Source organism: Actinomycetota bacterium (genome assembly GCA_035765775.1).
GTDB lineage: Bacteria > Actinomycetota > CADDZG01 > JAHWKV01 > JAOPZY01 > DASTWV01.
In genome coordinates, this window is the sequence record DASTWV010000040.1 from 99,499 (window position 1) to 116,284 (window position 16,786).

General features: G+C 71.2%; 15 protein-coding genes. 5 read left to right on the forward strand and 10 right to left on the reverse strand.

The genetic code is table 11. The features are described 5' to 3' along the window. Nucleotides 1-71 precede the first annotated feature (71 nt). Complete coding sequence (locus VFW71_08635) at nucleotides 72-902, forward strand: L,D-transpeptidase family protein (protein ID HEU5002830.1); 831 nt, start codon at nucleotides 72-74, stop codon at nucleotides 900-902. Nucleotides 903-1,421: 519 nt separating this feature from the next. Here the strand turns inward: VFW71_08635 and VFW71_08640 are convergent. The 7 genes from VFW71_08640 to VFW71_08670 all read right to left on the reverse strand — a co-directional run bounded on the left by VFW71_08640 (nucleotide 1,422) and on the right by VFW71_08670 (nucleotide 7,321). Next, nucleotides 1,422-2,171, reverse strand: coding sequence for a YebC/PmpR family DNA-binding transcriptional regulator (locus tag VFW71_08640; protein HEU5002831.1), 750 nt, complete (start codon nucleotides 2,169-2,171; stop codon nucleotides 1,422-1,424). Further along, nucleotides 2,171-2,746, reverse strand: a complete 576-nt coding sequence (gene pdxT, locus VFW71_08645; protein ID HEU5002832.1) for a pyridoxal 5'-phosphate synthase glutaminase subunit PdxT — start codon at nucleotides 2,744-2,746, stop codon at nucleotides 2,171-2,173. Before pdxT ends, VFW71_08640 begins: the two co-directional genes overlap by 1 nt. A gap of 59 nt (nucleotides 2,747-2,805) precedes the next feature. Then, a complete protein-coding gene (pdxS, locus tag VFW71_08650) occupies nucleotides 2,806-3,693 on the reverse strand; it encodes a pyridoxal 5'-phosphate synthase lyase subunit PdxS (GenBank protein ID HEU5002833.1) in 888 nt (295 codons plus the stop codon). Between the two features lie 96 nt (nucleotides 3,694-3,789). Beyond that, nucleotides 3,790-4,476, reverse strand: a complete 687-nt coding sequence (locus tag VFW71_08655; GenBank protein ID HEU5002834.1) for a hypothetical protein — start codon at nucleotides 4,474-4,476, stop codon at nucleotides 3,790-3,792. Nucleotides 4,477-4,624: 148 nt separating this feature from the next. After that, nucleotides 4,625-5,683, reverse strand: coding sequence for a glycosyltransferase family 4 protein (locus VFW71_08660; GenBank protein HEU5002835.1), 1,059 nt, complete (start codon nucleotides 5,681-5,683; stop codon nucleotides 4,625-4,627). Continuing rightward, the gene (locus VFW71_08665) at nucleotides 5,680-6,657 is read right to left on the reverse strand and encodes a phosphatidylinositol mannoside acyltransferase (GenBank protein HEU5002836.1); all 978 of its coding nucleotides are present in this window, start codon (nucleotides 6,655-6,657) and stop codon (nucleotides 5,680-5,682) included. The genes VFW71_08660 and VFW71_08665 overlap by 4 nt, the downstream gene beginning before the upstream one ends. Nucleotides 6,658-6,703: 46 nt before the next feature. Beyond that, nucleotides 6,704-7,321, reverse strand: coding sequence for a CDP-alcohol phosphatidyltransferase family protein (locus tag VFW71_08670; GenBank protein HEU5002837.1), 618 nt, complete (start codon nucleotides 7,319-7,321; stop codon nucleotides 6,704-6,706). A 91-nt stretch (nucleotides 7,322-7,412) separates the two neighbouring features. Between VFW71_08670 and fusA the strand changes: the two genes are divergently transcribed. After that, a complete protein-coding gene (fusA, locus tag VFW71_08675) occupies nucleotides 7,413-9,500 on the forward strand; it encodes an elongation factor G (protein HEU5002838.1) in 2,088 nt (695 codons plus the stop codon). A 115-nt stretch (nucleotides 9,501-9,615) separates the two neighbouring features. Then, on the forward strand, nucleotides 9,616-10,314 hold the full coding sequence (locus VFW71_08680) for a plastocyanin/azurin family copper-binding protein (protein ID HEU5002839.1): 699 nt from the start codon (nucleotides 9,616-9,618) through the stop codon (nucleotides 10,312-10,314). A gap of 106 nt (nucleotides 10,315-10,420) precedes the next feature. Here the strand turns inward: VFW71_08680 and dtd are convergent, their stop codons facing one another. From dtd to VFW71_08695, 3 genes are all read right to left on the reverse strand, one after another. Continuing rightward, nucleotides 10,421-10,858, reverse strand: coding sequence for a D-aminoacyl-tRNA deacylase (gene dtd, locus VFW71_08685; GenBank protein ID HEU5002840.1), 438 nt, complete (start codon nucleotides 10,856-10,858; stop codon nucleotides 10,421-10,423). 24 nt (nucleotides 10,859-10,882) lie between these two features. After that, a complete protein-coding gene (locus VFW71_08690; GenBank protein HEU5002841.1) occupies nucleotides 10,883-13,282 on the reverse strand; it encodes a bifunctional (p)ppGpp synthetase/guanosine-3',5'-bis(diphosphate) 3'-pyrophosphohydrolase in 2,400 nt (799 codons plus the stop codon). Nucleotides 13,283-13,506: 224 nt separating this feature from the next. Then, nucleotides 13,507-14,019 (reverse strand): HNH endonuclease, encoded by a 513-nt coding sequence (locus VFW71_08695; protein ID HEU5002842.1) that lies wholly within the window; start codon nucleotides 14,017-14,019, stop codon nucleotides 13,507-13,509. A 275-nt stretch (nucleotides 14,020-14,294) separates the two neighbouring features. Here VFW71_08695 and VFW71_08700 point away from each other — a divergent pair, with 275 nt between their 5' ends. Then, nucleotides 14,295-15,263, forward strand: coding sequence for a MoxR family ATPase (locus VFW71_08700; protein ID HEU5002843.1), 969 nt, complete (start codon nucleotides 14,295-14,297; stop codon nucleotides 15,261-15,263). Between the two features lie 13 nt (nucleotides 15,264-15,276). Next, nucleotides 15,277-16,767 (forward strand): DUF58 domain-containing protein, encoded by a 1,491-nt coding sequence (locus VFW71_08705; protein ID HEU5002844.1) that lies wholly within the window; start codon nucleotides 15,277-15,279, stop codon nucleotides 16,765-16,767. Nucleotides 16,768-16,786: the final 19 nt, after the last annotated feature.

Genomic DNA, 16,786 nt, shown 5'->3' on the forward strand with positions numbered 1-16,786 from the left:
GCCATCGCCGAGTCCCGATAAGATCCTCACACCGATCCGCACGGTGCTTGCTCCCGCGGAGGCCAACACATATGAGAAGCCGGCTGTTCTACCGCCTCGCGAACAGTTCACCCCTGGCGCAGGCCGCCGCGATCTTCTGCGTGCTCATCGTGCTCGTCGGGCTGTTCGAGGCGGACAACTACTTGTTCGGCGCCAAGCCGAAGCATGTCGCGAAGGCGGTGGCCTCCCCCAGCCCATCGCCGTCGCCCAGCCCCGCCCCCACCGAAGCCCCGAGCCCGGCGCCCAGCACTGGGGTGCCCATCCCGGTCACCTCGACGGTGGCCACCGCCGGCGATGCGTTCGTGGCCGCCCGCTCCGAGCCCAGCACCAAGGGGCGCCTGATTGAGAACGTGGATGCCCACAACCTGCTCGGCCAGTCCACCGTGTTCCTCGTGGTCGGCCAGCAGCCGGGCTGGTACCAGGTATTGCTGCAGAAGATCCCCAACGGGACCACCGCGTGGGTGTCCGCCAGCCAGGTCACCATCAGCGTGGTCAACGACTTCATCCTGGCCCACCTGTCCACCTACAAGTTGGAGCATTACAACTCCGGCAAGCTCGTGGGCACGTACTCCATGGCCATCGGGGCCAGCAAGACGCCCACGCCCACCGGCATGTTCTACCTCTGGGGCCTGCAGACGGGCGTCCCGCCGCCCTACACGCCGGCGATCTTCGCCCTGTCGGCGCTGTCGGAAACCCTCACCAACTGGCCCTATGGCGGCATCGTCGGGATCCACGGCTGGTCGGACTCGAGCGTGGAGGGCAAAGCGGTCTCCAACGGCTGCCTGCGCCTCACCGAGACCGACGCCCAGCGGCTGGTGAACGCCAACCTGCCCCTGGGCACGCCGGTCCAGATCGTCGCCTGATCGATCCCAGATTCCAGGTTTCCCGTTCGGTTTCCGGCACGAAAAAGGGCCGGGAACAGATCCCGGCCCCTCGGAGTACTCCTGGGAAGTACTACTTCTTGGCGCCGACCATACCCCAGACGTAGCTGGCCACAATGCCGACCAGGCCAACGCCGGCGAGGATCAATGCAAACGCGCTCAGACCAGTCATCGTTCCGCTTCCTCCCACTCTGTGGCCCATATGAATTCCGAATGAATTCGGGGGCTACTGCCTCATGTAGTAGTTCAATCGGCATAACGAGGGGGAACGCTAAACGGCCTCTTTTACCTAGCCCGGGCTCCCCCGAATGGTGGAGGAGCGCCCCGGGGTGTCGCAGGCCCCGGTGGCCTAGTCCCGGGCGCTTGGGGGACCGCTGGGCCATACCTGCACGCGTGGTACAGCCAGGGGATGTACTACTCCACCAACTATCCCGGCGGAGCGGCAATGTTCACGGGTCGCCGGGTGAATCAGTGTGAAGCACGGGCACACTCGGCCAGGCTTCAGCCGGCCAGCTCCGCCATGACGTCGTCGGGCACGTCGAAGTTGGCGTGCACCTCCTGCACGTCGTCCAGATCCTCCAGGGCGTCCAGCAGGCGCAGCACCGGGGGCGCTCCCTCCCGGTCCAGCTCGATCACCGTCGAGGGCTCCATCGTGATCTGGGCCTCCTCGATCGGCAGCCCCTCCGCCTCGATCGCCTGGCGCAGCGTCTCCAGGTCGTTCGGGCCGGTGGTCACCTGCCAGGTGTCGCCCTGATCCTTCAGGTCCTCGGCGCCCGCCGCCAGGGCGACGCCCATCAGGTCATCCTCGGACACCGCGTCCTTGGGGACCAGCACCACGCCCCGCTTGGTGAACATCCACGACACCGCCCCCGGCTCGGCTAGCGAGCTGCCGTACTTGGTGAAGATCCGGCGGACGTCGGCGGCGGCGCGGTTGCGGTTGTCGGTCAGGACCTCCACCAGGACGGCGACCCCACCCGGGGCGTAGCCCTCGTAGATCAGGGTCTCGTAGGTGACGCCCTCCAACTCCCCGGTGCCCCGCTTGATCGCCCGCTCGATGGTGTCGGTGGGGATGCTGTCGGCCCGGGCGCGGGAGACCGCGTCGGCCAGGGTGGGGTTGGCGTCCATTTTGCCCCCGCCCTCGCGGGCGGCCACCTCGATGGCCCGCAGCCGCTTGGCGAACTGCTTGCCCCGGCGGGCGTCGATGATCGCCTTCTTGTGCTTGATCCCCGCCCACTTCGAATGGCCCGACATCAGGCTCCTCCCCGTCCCGTCGTGTCGAGAACGCTGTCGAGGAAGTACCGGTGCAGCACCGGCGTCCCCGTGATCTCCGGGTGGAACGCGAGGCCCAGGATAGCCCCGGAGCGCACGACCACGGGGTGCCCGTCCCATGTGGCCAGCACCTCGACGCCCTCCCCGGTCGCCTCGAACACGGGCGCCCGGATGAAGGCCGCCCGCACCCGGCCGACCCCGGCGACGTCCAGGTCCGCCTCGAAGGAGTCCCGCTGCGTGCCATAGGCGTTGCGGGTGACCGTGATGTCCAGCACCCCGAGCGGCGTCTCCCCGTCGGAGACCCTGGTGGCGAGGATGATCGCCCCGGCGCAGGTCGCCAGCACCGCCATGCCGCCCTGGATCCGCTTGACTAGGGGGTCGCGCAGCTCGTAGCGGTCGATGAGCTTGAGCAGGGTGGTGGACTCGCCGCCCGGGAGCACCAGCCCGTCCACCGCCTCCAGCTCGGCGGCGGTGCGCACCTCCCGGGGCTCGATCCCGCAGTCCCTCAGTGCCCGGCGGTGCTCGGCGACGTCGCCCTGCAGGGCGAGGATACCCACCACCTACATCCGCCCCGCTTCCGGCTCCGCTCTCGGCGAGCGAGCTCGCCCCACGGGCGCTACCACCCTCGGGGCGCCAGCCGCTCCTCCGCCGGGATCTCCCTGAGGTCCATGCCGCGCATCGGCTCGCCGAGCCCGCGGGAGACCCGGGCCACCACCTCGGGGTCCTGGTAGTAGGTGGTGGCCTCGACGACGGCCCGGGCGGTGCGGGCCGGATCGGCGGCCTTGAAGATGCCCGAGCCCACAAAGACGCCTTCGGCCCCGAGTTGCATCACCAGGGCGGCATCGGCCGGCGTGGCGATCCCCCCGGCGCAGAAGGTCACCACCGGCAGCCGACCGGACTGGGCGACGTCCCGCACCAGCTCGTAGGGAGCGCCCAGCTCCTTGGCCTCGGTCATGAGCTCCTCGGGGGGAACGGCCTGCAGCCGGCGGATGGTGTCCCCGATCGAGCGCAGGTGACGTACCGCCTCCACCACGTTGCCGGTGCCCGCCTCGCCCTTGGAGCGGATCATGGCGGCGCCCTCGCCGATGCGGCGCAGCGCCTCGCCCAGGTTGGTGGCCCCGCACACGAAGGGCACGGTGTACGCCCACTTGTCCACGTGGTAGCGCTCGTCGGCCGGGGTGAGGACCTCGGATTCATCAATGAAGTCGACCCCGAGGCTCTGCAGCACCTGCGCCTCGGCGAAGTGGCCGATGCGGCACTTGGCCATGACCGGGATGGTCACGGCCTCCTGGATCTCGGTGATCTTGTTGGGATCGGCCATGCGGGCGACGCCCCCGTCCCGGCGGATGTCGGCCGGGACCCGCTCGAGGGCCATGACTGCGACCGCCCCCGCCTCCTGGGCGATGGCCGCCTGCTCGGCGGTGGTGACGTCCATGATGACCCCGCCCTTGAGCATCTCGGCGAGGCCGCGCTTGATGCGCACGGTTCCGTGTTCGACTGCCATGGCACCAATCTTAGCCGGGCACTCCGATGGCTAGGTTGAGGGCCCGGTTGAGGGCCCGGTTGAGGGCCCGGTTGAGGACCCGGCCGCGGGGTGCGCTCAGCCGACGCCGCTGGGCAGCGGCGATGCGGCCGGGAGCACGAAGTCGGTGTCGGGCGGCGAGGTGGAGTAGTTCGTGAGCTGGAAGGAGCTTCCCCCGTCGCTCACGGCGGCCAGCACCCCGTTCGCCAGCACGCAGTACTTGCCCGATCCGTCGGTGCTGGAGACGTTGGCGCAGGTCGCCGACTGCCCGGCGAAGGTCTCATGGGTCACCTTGACCGATTGCCCCGCCCCCGCCGACGCCAGGGCGGCCGAGGCCGCCCGGAAGAACTGGGCGGCGTTGGTCGGGCTGAAGATCTGGGCGAGGCTGGCCACCGGGCTGACCCCGGGCGAGGAGTAGCACGCCTGGACGCCGTTGGTCGTGGAGCAGTAGTCGGTCTTGGAGCCGTCCGAGATCACCGACCCCCCCGCCGCATCGAAGCGGGACTTGGGCGGCTTCTGCTCGACGGTGATGGATTCCGGGCTGGAGCTGGAGCCCGACTCGCTGGAGCTGTACACCGCCTTGAAGGTCGTCCCGGTGCTGCCGGCCGCGGCTTGGGCGGCGGCCTGCAGGGCGGCGGCGTCGCCGGTCCCGGAGGGGGCCGGCGCCCCGGTGGTGGAGCCCGCCGAGGTGCCGCCTTTACTGCAGGCGGCAAGCAGGACTGCGGTCGCTAACCCAGCAATGAGGACGAAGCGTTGTTCACGCACTTTTCGAACCCCTTTTTCCGCCCAAATAGTCCCCGCATGGTGCGGGCCGATTCTATCGCCGGCACTGGTACACGGCCGGGGGGAGCGCTGGCTGCAGAAACTTGTGGAAACAACCGCCGATATGGCGGCGGAATCCACACGTTTCCGTCTACCGCGCCCCGGCGTCGCGGTATGCCTGCACCACCCGCCCGGACACTGCCGCCCAGTCCAGTTCCGCCGCCCGGTGCTGCCCCCGGACGATCTGGTCGGGCACCGAGTGGTCCTCGTCGGTCAGCACCTCCAGCAGCGCCTGGGACAGGGCAGCGGGGTCGCCGGCCGGGGCGAAGCGGGCTGCGCCAGCCGCCGCCTCCCGGTAGCCGGGCAGCGCCGAGCAGACCACCGGGGTCCCGGCGGCCATCGCCTCCACCAGGACGATGCCGAACGACTCGCCCGCCAGCGAGGGGGCGCAGAAGACATCGGCGGCGGCGTAGATGCCGGGCAGGCGATCGTCGGGCACCCGGCCCACCGACCGCACCCAGACCGGGGCATCCGGCGGTGCGGCGGTGGTGACCAGGGTGACCGGCAGGTGGCGGCGGACCTCCTCCATGGCGGCGAGCAGCACATCGAAGCCCTTGCGGGGCTCGGGCCGGCCCACGAACAGCACGCAGGGCCGGTACTCGAGGACCTCGGGATCGGGGAACGCCCGGGCGAAGCGCCCCGCTGGGATCCCGTTCGGGATGAGGCGGTAGGGGGCGGGGAAGTACGACCCGATCAGCTGCCGGGCGGCCGCCGAGACGGCGATCCGCACCCCCAGCCGGTCCAGGCGGGACCGGAGCAGGGGGCGGGCCAGGGCATACCCGGCGCTGCGCTCGGCCGACGCATGGAAGGTCCCCACCGCCGGGATCCGGGCTGCTCCCAGCGCCAGGAGCGACAGGCTCGGGATAGCCGGCTCGTGCACGTGCAGCACATCCAGGTCGCCCACCTCCAGGCGCTCGAGCACCCGGCGCCGGGGCCCGGGGCCGAAGGACAGGCGGGCCACCGACCCGTTCGCCGGGATGCCGATGCTGCCGCCGCACCGCCAGATGTCTGGTTCGGGGTCGGTGGCGGGGGCCAGGATCTCGACGCCCACCCCGTGGACCTCCCGCAGCGCCGCCGCCAGCCCCAGGATGTGGCTCCGGACACCCCCGGGGAATGACCAGTCGTAGGGGCAGACGATCCCGACCTTCACCCCGGCGGCTCGGTAGGCACCTCGGCAGGCGGCTCGGCCGCCCGGCCCCGGGGGGGGAGGCCGGGCTCGTCGGCCGGCCAGTTGGTGGAGAACAGGTGGTACTGCTCAGGTGCCTTGCGCACCACCTCCTCGAGGGCGGTGGCGATCGCCTGGGCGATCACCGGGATGTCCGCCTTCTCGTCGCCGGTGCGAGCGTAGGGGATGGCCGTGACCTCGCACCGGAAGCGTCCCGGCCCGATCTGGTAGAAGCCCGCCGCCGCCAAGGGTGCGCCCGTCCGGGCGGCGATGAGGGCCGGGCCGACCGGAGCGGTGGTCTCCTCGCCGAAGTACGTGACCCACAGCCCCCGCCGCCCAAGGTCCCGGTCGGCGACGAGGGCGGCGACGCCCCCCGCCTCGAGCGCCCGCAGGAGGCCGCGCAGGGCCTGGGTCCCCGGCTTGGCCGGGAGGATCGTCATTCCCGCCCGCTCCCGGATGCCGGCGAACCACTCGAACAGGGCCCGGGGCTTCAGCACCTCGGCCACCGTGGTCAGCGGGTAGCCCTTCGCCCCGGCCCACGCCCCCAGGAGGTCGTAGAACCCGAAGTGTGGCAGCACGGCGAGCAGCCCGGTGCCCGACGCCAGGGCGGCGTCCACCACCTCGGTGTTGACCTCCTCCACCATCGCCAGGAGCTGCTCGGGGCGGTAGCGCCCCAGCCGGAAGGTCTCCAGCCAGTACCGGGCGTAGGAGCCGTAGGCGGCCTGCACCATCCGGTCCAGCTCCGCCGCCGGCCGACCCGGGGCGACCCGGGCCAGGTTCCCGGCCACGATGCCCCGCTTGCGCACCGACGCCCGGTAGGCGATCCGGCCCGCCAGGTCGGCCGCCCCCTCGGTGAAGCGCATTGGCAGGTGTTCGGCCAGCCAGGCGCCCGACTTGAAGGCGTAGTAGCGCACACCCAGGCCGAAGCCGTTCTCGAACGGGCCGCCGGCGGGCGGCACGCGAGGGGCCGGAGGCGCCTCCGGAGCAGGCGAGGGCACCGAGGACCTAGGCGCGCCGGGCGGCGCTCGCCTGGCGCCAGACCACCACGTAGCGCTGGGCCACCGTGATGAGCGACAGCACGAACAGGATGACGAGCGCGGACACAGTGAGCTGCAGCCCGATCCCCACGGCGCCGATCAGGACCCGCTCCCCCCGCTCGGCGATGCCCACGTCGCACGTGAAGCCGAGGGTCTCGGCCTTCCCCTTCAGGTACGGCGTGAGGAAGCCCAGCACCAAAACGGCGAGACCGATGGCCACCACCGTGGAGGTCGAAAGCCCCAGGGAGACGCGTCCTGGCCCGTGCAGGGCGAGGTAGTAGACGATGCCGGAGAACAAGATGCCGTCGCTGATCCGGTCGGTGGTGGAGTCGAGGAACGCTCCGAAGACCGTCTCGGTGTGGGTCGCCTTGGCCACGGCCCCGTCGATCAGGTCGAGCACCCCGCCGATGCCCATCACGAAGGCACCCGTCATCGGGTGCCCGAGCAGGTAGAACCACACCCCCAGCGCCACGAAGACAACGCCGGCGACCGTGAGCGTGTTGGCCGAGATCCCGGTCTTGCCCACTGCCTTGCCCAGCGGCCGGGCCACCTTGTTGATCGGCCCCCGGAGGCGGCTCGCTAGCACTGCGGGCCGCCTCCCTCTTGGTCTCCCGAGCGTGTCCCCGAGCGCGTGCCCGAGCGTGTCATGGGCCCAAGAATATTAGAATCACCCCCCCATGAAGACGTATCCCCCCGAGGCGATCCGCAATGTCGGCCTCTTCGGGCACCAGGGGACGGGAAAGACCACCCTGGCCGAGTCCCTGCTGTCCCTCTCGGGTGCCACCACGCGGATCGGTCGGGTGGAGGACGGCAACACCGTGTGCGACTTCGAGCCCGAGGAGATCAAGAAGGCGCTCTCGGTCTCACTCGCCCTGGCCCCCATCGAGTGGGCCGGTCACAAGATCAACCTCATCGACGTCCCGGGCTACGCCGACTTCATCGGCGAGGCCGCCGCCGCCCTCCGGGTGGTGGACCTGGCGGTCTTCGTCCTCTCGGCGGTCGAGGGCGTCCAGGTGCAGCACCAGATCCTGTGGAGCATGGCCGCCAGACTCGGCGTCCCCCGGCTGGTGTTCATCAACAAGCTGGACCGGGAACGGGCGTCGTTCTCCCGGACGCTGGGCGAGCTGACCGAGCGCCTCGGCGGCGGCTTCGCTCCCGTGGACCTGCCCATGGGCGAGGAGCACGACTTCCATGGCGTCGTCGATGTGCTGGACGAGAAGGGCTACCGCTACGATGATTCCGACAATGCAGGCAAAGGCGTCGAGGTTGAGGTCACCGGCCCGCTGCACGACGAGGCCGACCGGCTCCACACCCAGATCGTCGAGTCGGTCGCCGAGTCGGACGACGTCCTCCTGGAGCGCTACCTGGAGGGGGGCGAGATCACGCCCGCCGAGATCGAAGCCGGCCTGAGCGCCGGCCTGTTGGCCGGCCGCGTGTTCCCGGTGATGGCGGGCTCGGCCTCCGGCCTGGTCGGCATCGACCGTCTGGCCGACTTCCTGGTCCACGAGGGGCCGTCGGCCCAGAACCGGGGCCCGGCCCACGGGACCGTGCCGGGCTCGGACACGGAGGAGGTGCGGGACCCCACGGCCGACGCTCCCCTGTCGGCCTTTGTCTTCAAGACGGTCTCCGACCCCTACGTCGGGCGCATCTCGCTGTTCCGGGTGTGCTCGGGCCGGCTGCGCCCGGACTCCATGGTCTACAACGCCTCCACCGGCACCGACGAGCGCATCGGCCAGATCTTCGCTCTGCGGGGGAAGACCCAGCTGCCGCTCACCGAGGTGCTGGCGGGCGACATCGCCGCCGTGGCCAAGCTGGCCCACACCACCAGCGGCGACACCCTGGCCGACAAGGCCCACCCCATCGCCTACCCGGCGCTCGAGCCGCCCCAGCGGGCGCTCGCCAAGGCCATCGCGCCCAAGACCAAGGGCGACGAGGACAAGCTGATGACCGGCCTGGCCCGCCTGCAGGAGGAGGATCCCGCCCTCACGGTCGAGCGCAACGCCGAGACCCACCAGACCCTGCTGTGGGGGACGGGCGAGGCCCACCTCGAGGTCACCCTCGACCGCCTGCACCGCAAGTTCGGCGTCGAGGTCGCCGAGATCCCGCTGCGCATCCCCTACCGTGAGACGGTGGCCAAGCCTGCCCAGGCCCTCGGCCGCCACGTGAAGCAGACCGGCGGCCACGGCCAGTACGCCATCGCCCACATCCAGGTGGAGCCGGGCGAGCGGGGCTCGGGCTTCGAGTTCGTCGACAAGATCGTGGGTGGCGTGGTGCCGAACCAGTTCATCCCCTCAGTGCAGAAGGGGGTGGAGAAGACCCTCGCCGACGGGGTCCTCGCCGGCTACCCGGTGGTCGACGTGCGGGTGATCCTGGACGACGGCAAGTTCCACCCGGTGGACTCCTCCGACATCGCCTTCCAGCTGGCCGGCGGGTCGGGTTTCAAGGAGGCGGCGATGGCCGCCGGCGTGGTGCTGCTGGAGCCGATCGTGGACCTGGAGGTGGTGGTCCCCGACTCCTACCTGGGCGACATCATGGGCGACCTCAACTCCAAGCGGGGCCGTATCCAGGGCACCGAGGCGGTGGGCGGCCACCAGATCGTCCGGGCGAAGGTGCCGCAGGCCGAGGTGGCGCGCTACGCCATCGACCTCCGCTCCATCACCGGTGGACAGGGCACCTTCCGCATGGAGCACTCCCACTACGAGGAGGTCCCGGCGCACCTGGCCGACAAGATCGTGGCCGAGACAAAGGAAGCCGCCGCCAAGTAAAACCCGTCAAGTAAGCCCTCAAGAAATCCCCGTGCCCGCCATCCCGGGCGGGCCCTCCCCCGTAGTACCTCGGACATTGTCCGGGGGACGACCACTTCCAGGGGAGGACGGGGCCATGAGAACCACGGGGCGCATAGGGGCTGGACTGACCGCGCTGGCGATCGGCGTCGGCTGGGCACTCGCCGGGCCGGCACCGGCGGCAACCTCGTCGGTCAGCCTGATCAACATCTCGTTCACCCCGGCGACGGTCACCATCACCGTGGGCGACACGGTCACCTGGACCAACAACGAGTCCGGCCAGATCCCGCACTCGGTGACCTCGGACACCGCCGGCCAGTTCGACTCCAACCCCGCCTGCGCCGGGGCGGCCACCAGCTCCTGCATGCTGCCCGGGCAGAGCTTCTCGCAGACCTTCGCCACGGCCGGGAGCTTCGCCTACCACTGCCGGATCCACGCCAACATGCACGGCACCGTTGTCGTGGTCGCCGCAGCGGCGGCCAGCCCCACGCCCTCCCCATCGCCCAGCCCGATGCCGGCGGCCAGCCCCACGGCGTCGCCCAGCCCCACACCGGCGGCGAACCCCACGCCCGCAGCAAGCCCCACCGCCGCGGCCACCACCGGGGCCACGGCCGGAGGCACCGGGTCGGGCGGCTCCCAGGTGCTGGGCACCCAGATCAGCCGGAAGCCCACCCTGCCGGTCACCGGTGCCCGGGACCTGCTCCCGCTTACCCTGGTGGCGGGGGGTCTGCTGCTCACCGGAGCGGCCGCCCTCCTGGCGAGCCGCCGGCGCCGGACCGCCCGCACGCCGGGGTAGAAAACCTTCCGACCACCCATCTGCGTTTCTGTGCACACCAGGGGGCTCCACATGGCACTGGATGGACACAGAAACGCGGTCCGGGTGGGGCGGGCGAGCTGACGACTCAGACCTCCATCAGGATCGTCACCGGCCCGTCGTTGACCAGGCTCACCTCCATGTGGGCGCCGAAGCGACCTTCCTCCACTTCGACGCCCAGAAAGCGCAGCTCGCTGACAAACGCCGCCAGCACGCCCACCGCCAGGTCGGGCGGGGCGGCGGCGACGAACGACGGCCGGTTGCCCTTCCGGGTCTCGCCGTAAAGGGTGAACTGGGAGACCACCAGGGCCGAGCCCTCGATCTCGAGCAGCGACACGTTCATCCGGCCGGCGGGGTCGGGGAAGATGCGTTGGGCGGCCACCTTGCGGGCCAGGCGGCGGGCGATGGGGTGGGTGTCGTCCCGGCCCACGCCCACCAGGACCAGCAGCCCGGGGCCGATGGCGCCGACCAGCTCCTCGCCCACCCGGACCGAGGCGGCCGTCACCCGCTGCAGGACCAGCCGCACGCTGCGACCCTCAGCCGGACGGGGTCAGGCGCGCCCGGGTGTGACCCGGAAGGCGTCGTACACCGCTTCGACCTTGCGCACGCCGGCGAGGATCTTGTCGAGCGCCTTCGGGTCGACCAGGCTGACCGTGAAGCGGAACTGGGCGATGCCCCGCACCGTCGTCGAGGTGACGCCGGCGATGTTGACCCCGTACTCGGAGATCGCCTGCGACACGTCCCGCAGGAGCCGCGGGCGGTCCAGGGCCTCCACCCCGATCGACACCGGGAACAGGCCCCCGGCCCGGGGATCCCAGGACACCTCGATGCGCCGCTCGGGCTGCTCGGCCAGCCCGCCGGCGCGCAGGTTGGGGCAGTCGATGCGGTGGACGGAGATTCCCCGCCCCCGGGTGACGAAGCCCACGATGGGGTCGCCGGGCACCGGCATGCAGCAGCGGGACAGCTTGACCAGGACGTCGCCCACCCCTTCCACCACAACGCCGCCGGTGGTCGCGGGCTCGGCCTTCACGGGCGACGTGCGCACCGCCGGCTCGTCGGCCAGCGGCTCCACCTGGTTGCGCAGCAACCGGGCGACCACGCTGTTCACCGGCGTCCGGCCCTCGCCGACCGAGCCGTAGAAGGCCTCCAGGCTGCCGAACTTGAGGTCGGTGACGATGGTCTCCAGCTCGTGGCCCGCCAGGATGCGCTGCAGCGGCAGCCCCGCACGGCGGATGGCCTTGGCCACCGCGTCCTTGCCCTCGGAGATGGCCTCCTCCCGGCGCTCCTTGGTGAACCACTGCCGGATCTTGGTCCGGGCCCGGGGGGTCACCACCAGCTTCAGCCAGTCCCGGCTGGGGCCGCTGGACGTCTTCGAGGTGACGATCTGCACGGTCTCGCCCGAGGAGAGCTGGTGCTCGAGCGGGACCAGCCGCCCGTCCACCCGGGCCCCGGCGCAGGCGTGGCCCACTTCGGTGTGGATGGCGTAGGCGAAGTCGATCGGGGTGGCGCCCTTGGGGAGCTGGATGATGTCGCCCTGCGGGGTGAAGACGAACACCTCCCCGGCGAACAGGTCCAGCTTGAGGGTGTCCAGGAACTCCCGGTCGTCCTCGGTCTGGCCCAGCTCCAGCATCCGCTGCATCCAGGCGACCTGCTCGTCGGCCGCCCGCTCGACCTTCAGGCCCTCCTTGTAGCGCCAGTGTGAGGCGACCCCCCACTCGGCCATGCGGTGCATCTCCCGGGTGCGCATCTGCACCTCCAGCGGCTTGCCCTGGGGGCCGACGACGGTGGTGTGCAGGGACTGGTAGAGGTTGAACTTGGGCATGGCGATGTAGTCCTTGAACCGGCCGGGCACCGGCTTCCACAGCGAGTGGATGGCGCCCAGGACGGCGTAGCAGTCCCGCTCCGAGTCCACGATGACCCGCACGCCCACCAGGTCGAAGATCTGGTCGAACTCCCGTCCCCGGGTGGTCATCTTTTCGTAGATCGAGTAGAAGTGCTTCGGCCGGCCGGTCACGATGGCCTTGACCCGGACGTCGCGCAGGCGGGCCTGCACTTCGTCGATGACGACCTGGATGTAGACCTCCCGTTCCGGCTGGCGCTGAGCCACCATCGCCGCCAGCTCCTCGTAGGCCTTGGGGTGCAGGTTCTTGAAGGCCAGGTCCTCCAGCTCGGACTTGATCGGCTGCATGCCCAGGCGGTCGGCGAGGGGGGCGTAGATCTCCAGGGTCTCGGTGGCGATCAGCTCCCGCTTGTGGGGGGCCAGGGCACCGAGCGTGCGCATGTTGTGCAGCCGGTCGGCCAGCTTGATGATCAGGACCCGGAGGTCCCGGGCCATGGCCACGATCATCTTGCGGAGGTTCTCCGCCTTCTCCTGCTCCTTGGAGCGGAACCGGAGCTTGTCGAGCTTGGTCAGCCCGTCGATGATCGCCGCCACCTCGGCCCCGAAGGACGTCTCGATGTCCTCCAGCTCGAGGTCGGTGTCCTCCACCGCATCGTGCAGGAGGGCGCCCACGATGGTGGTCTCGTCCATGCCCAGCTGGGCGAGGATCCGGGCGACGCCGATGGGGTGCTCGATGAACAGCTCCCCGGACTTGCGGTACTGGCCCTCGTGGGCCACCCGGGCCAGCTCGAAGGCCCGGACCATCTCCCGCACGTCGGCCTTGGGGTGGTGCGCCTTCACCTCCCGGACGACATCCTCGATCTCCTTCGGCGTCGGGCCGACGGGCAGGAGCCGGAGGCGGGAGAGCATCGCCTTGACGCCCTTGCGGACCACCCGCTGGGGGCCCCGGGGCTCCCGGCGGGAGGCGGTCTGGGGGCGGGGGCGGGCCGGTTCTGGGCGGGCCTCAACGCCCGGGGGCTCCGCGGGCGACACGACGGCCGTGAGCGGGGCGGTTCCGTCGGGCCGGGGGCGGGCCTCGGACGTGGTTTCAGAGGTGGTCTCTGGGGCCATGGTCCATTAAACACCGTAGCAGTGGCGAGGACGATCGAACGCTGCGCACGGGATCCTGGATCCGGACTCAGCGAGGCCCGAGCCGCTCGAGCCGCCCCTCGAGCGCCGGAGGCGATCTGGCCTCCGCCGCCTCGACGAGGTTGGGAGGGTGAGCGGCACCTGGTCCCCGCCCGGTCCGGCGAGCACGCCGACATCGTGCAGCAGGTGGCGCTGCTCCTAAGCCCTCAGCCCGCAGTGCCCAGGCCCTCGGGGACCAGGTACGGCTCCCAGCTCGGCTCGGGCTTGCCCGCCGCCACCACCAGGAAGTGGCTCCCCCTGGGCGCCCGCGGGATGCGGCGCAGCTTGAGGCCCACCTCGGCGGCGGTGCGGTTCTCCTTGCGCGAGTTGCAGCGCCGGCAGGAGGCCACGACGTTCTCCCAGGTGTGCGGCCCGCCCTTGGAGCGGGGCTGCACGTGGTCGACGTTCTCGGCCGCCGCCCCGCAGTACTGGCACTCGTAGCCGTCCCGGATGAATACCGCCCGCCGGGACAGGGTGGCGCGGGCGCGGTAAGGCACCTTCACGAAATAGGTGAGCCGGACCACGCTGGGGACCGGGATGGCGGCCTTCTCGGAGTGGAAAGCGGAGGCGTTCGCCTCGATGATCTCAGCCTTGGACTTGAGAACCAGCACCACCGCGCGCCGGGAGGGCACGATGCACAGAGGCTCGTCGGTGGCATTGAGTACCAGCGATCTCCCCAAGCAACGCCCCCCTTACCGGATCGGCATCAGCAGTATACGGGCCCTCTTACGGGTCCTCATCCGGGTCCTCAATCCCAGAAACGCCCCGTGGGCGCCGGACCGTTCCCTAAAGTTTTCCTTTACTGGCGCTCCGCCCAGGGGCTACGCTGACCCAGAATTTGTCGGAATCGCAGACTAGTTCCACACAGGCAGGGAGAAAAGGCCCCACAATGTCGGTGAGCACCGGCCACGAGGTCTCCCGGGGCTCTTCCTGACCGCCCCGATAGGGAGTTGACATGGCCATCGCCGAGATCGACTACGACGGCTTTGCTCAGGCCTTCGAGTCGATCGCCGCCAACGTCGAGCGGGTGATCGAGGGCAAGGCCGACGTCATCCGGCTGGCCCTGATCGCCCTGGCCGCCGAGGGCCACCTGCTGGTGGAGGACGTGCCCGGCGTGGGCAAGACGATGCTGGCCAAAGCCATCGCCCGCAGCATCTCGTGCGAGTGGCGACGCATCCAGTTCACCCCCGACCTGTTGCCCTCCGACGTCACCGGGGTGGGTATCTACGACGGGGAGGTCAAGCGCTTCGTCTTCAAGCCCGGCCCGGTGTTCGCCAACATCGTGCTGGGCGACGAGATCAACCGGGCGTCGCCCAAGACCCAGTCCGCCCTCCTGGAGTCGATGGAGGAGCGCCAGGTCTCGGTGGACGGCGTGACCCACCCCCTCCCCCGCCCGTTCATGGTGATGGCCACCCAGAACCCCATCGACCACGTCGGCACCTACCCGTTGCCCGAGGCGCAGCTGGACCGCTTCATCATGCGGCTGTCGATGGGCTACCCGGACGCCAACGCCTCACTGCGCATCCTGGACCGTCACGGCGCCACCGAGCCGGTCTACAGCCTGGACCCGGTGGTGGACCAGGACGGTGTCCTGCGCCTCATCCAGGGCGCCCGCAATGTCCACGCCGCCGAGGCCCTGAAGCGCTACGTCGTGGACCTGACCGAGGCCACCCGTGCCCACCCGGGCGTCAGCCTGGGCGCCAGCCCGCGGGCGTCGTTGTTCCTGCTCAAGGCCGCCCGGGCGAAAGCGGCCTCCGAGGGCCGGGACTACGTCCTGCCCGACGACGTGAAGGCGCTCGCCCGCCCGGTCCTCGCCCACCGGCTGCTCCTCTCCCCGCAGGCCCAGAGCCGGGGGCGCACCCAGGAGGATCTGGTGGCCGAGATGCTCGGCACCGTGCCGGTCCCGAGCCCCGGCCGGCGATAGCCCCACCCGGACCGTGCTGACCACCCGGGGGTGGGCCCTCGCCGCGGGCAACCTGGCCCTGCTCATCGCCGGGCGCCTCTTCGGCATCCGGGAGCTGTTCGAGGTCGGCCTCGGCCTGGCCACCCTGGTGATCACCTCGTGCATCATCGTGCGCCGGGGCCGCCACCAAACCCGGCTGTCCCGGGCGGTGGACCCGGTCGAGGTGTACCCGGGCACCGTCGTGCGGGTCGAGGTGACCATCCGGGCGGGGGCCCGGCGCTCCCCCCCGCTGCTGTTCGTCGAGGAGCTCCCGGTCGACCTGGCCGAGGGGGTGCCCGCCCAGTACCGCGCCGAGGACGGCTCGTCCGGCATGGAGCAGGCAGTGGCCCAGCCCAGACGCACCGCCCAGTACCGGCCCGGCTCCGCCCTGACCCGCACGGGCGTGGCGCCCTCGGACCAGGCCCGGCGGTCGGGCCGCCGGGCGATCGGGTTCCCGGTGGGCGCCATCGAGGCCCACGAGCTGCACCACGTGGCGTACCGGATCGTGCCGACCAAGCGGGGGCGCTACGAGATCGGGCCGGGGTCGACCATCATCACAGACCCCTTCGGCCTCGCCCGGGCCCCCGACCGGCCCCTGGCCAAGAGCTCGCTGCTGGTCTTCCCCGCCTTCGAGGCCCTGCTGCCGATGGCGGCCGCCAGCCCGCACTCGATCGAGGGGGCGCCCCGCCCGATGTCCCCCACCGGCTCGGGCGAGGACTTCTTCACCATGCGGGAGTACCAGCCGGGCGACGACGTCAAGAAGATCCACTGGCGGACCACCGCCCGCCAGGGCCGCATGATGGTGCGCCAGGAGGACCGGCCCTCGGAGCCCCGGGCGGTCATCCTGCTCGACGACCGCCGCTCGGCGCACGCCCGCCGGGCGGACGGCGCCGACTCCTTCGAGGCGTGCATCACCTCGGCCGCCTCGCTCATCCACCTGTTCACCGGCCAGGACCTGGCGGTCGGCCTGGCGCTCGCCTCCCGGGTGGGCGGCCCGCCCGCAGCCGGCGGTCCCGGTGCCCCGTCGTCGGGCCGCCGGATTGCCGGGGTCAACGAGCGCGTCGCCAAGGGGCCGGACCACGAGCGCCTCCTCATGCAACGCCTCGCCGTGCTGGGGCAGGCCTCGGGCGGGGACCTGTCGGCGGCCATCGGCGCCCTGCTGGAGCCCCGCCTGGGCGCCACCTACCTGGCGGTGGTCACCACGGCGGTCGACCCGGCGTGGGAGCTGTCCGCCGGCGGCCCCCGGGGCGCCTCCGGGCTGCCGCTGATGGTCATCCGGCACCTGCGCCACAGCTACCTCAGCCTGAGCACCGCCGAGGCGGAGGCCGAGGAGGAGCAGGCGGTGGCCGGGGCGCTGGTGGTGGAGCGGGCCGGCGGGACGGTGGTCAACGTCCGGGCGGGCGAGACGCTCGGGCCGGCCTGGGAGCAGCGCCTGGGGGTGCGCCCCCGATGGTCGGGGAACGCAACCGCCACAGTGGCGTCATGAGGACCGTCATGACGGGGCG

Coding starts and splice junctions, on each gene's coding strand:
- VFW71_08690 (HEU5002841.1), bottom strand. CDS start 13,282: ATGGCCCCAGAGACCACCTCTGAAACCACGTCCGAGGCCCGCCCCCGG.
- VFW71_08635 (HEU5002830.1), top strand. CDS start 72: ATGAGAAGCCGGCTGTTCTACCGCCTCGCGAACAGTTCACCCCTGGCG.
- VFW71_08640 (HEU5002831.1), bottom strand. CDS start 2,171: ATGTCGGGCCATTCGAAGTGGGCGGGGATCAAGCACAAGAAGGCGATC.
- fusA (HEU5002838.1), top strand. CDS start 7,413: ATGAAGACGTATCCCCCCGAGGCGATCCGCAATGTCGGCCTCTTCGGG.
- VFW71_08680 (HEU5002839.1), top strand. CDS start 9,616: ATGAGAACCACGGGGCGCATAGGGGCTGGACTGACCGCGCTGGCGATC.
- VFW71_08700 (HEU5002843.1), top strand. CDS start 14,295: ATGGCCATCGCCGAGATCGACTACGACGGCTTTGCTCAGGCCTTCGAG.
- pdxS (HEU5002833.1), bottom strand. CDS start 3,693: ATGGCAGTCGAACACGGAACCGTGCGCATCAAGCGCGGCCTCGCCGAG.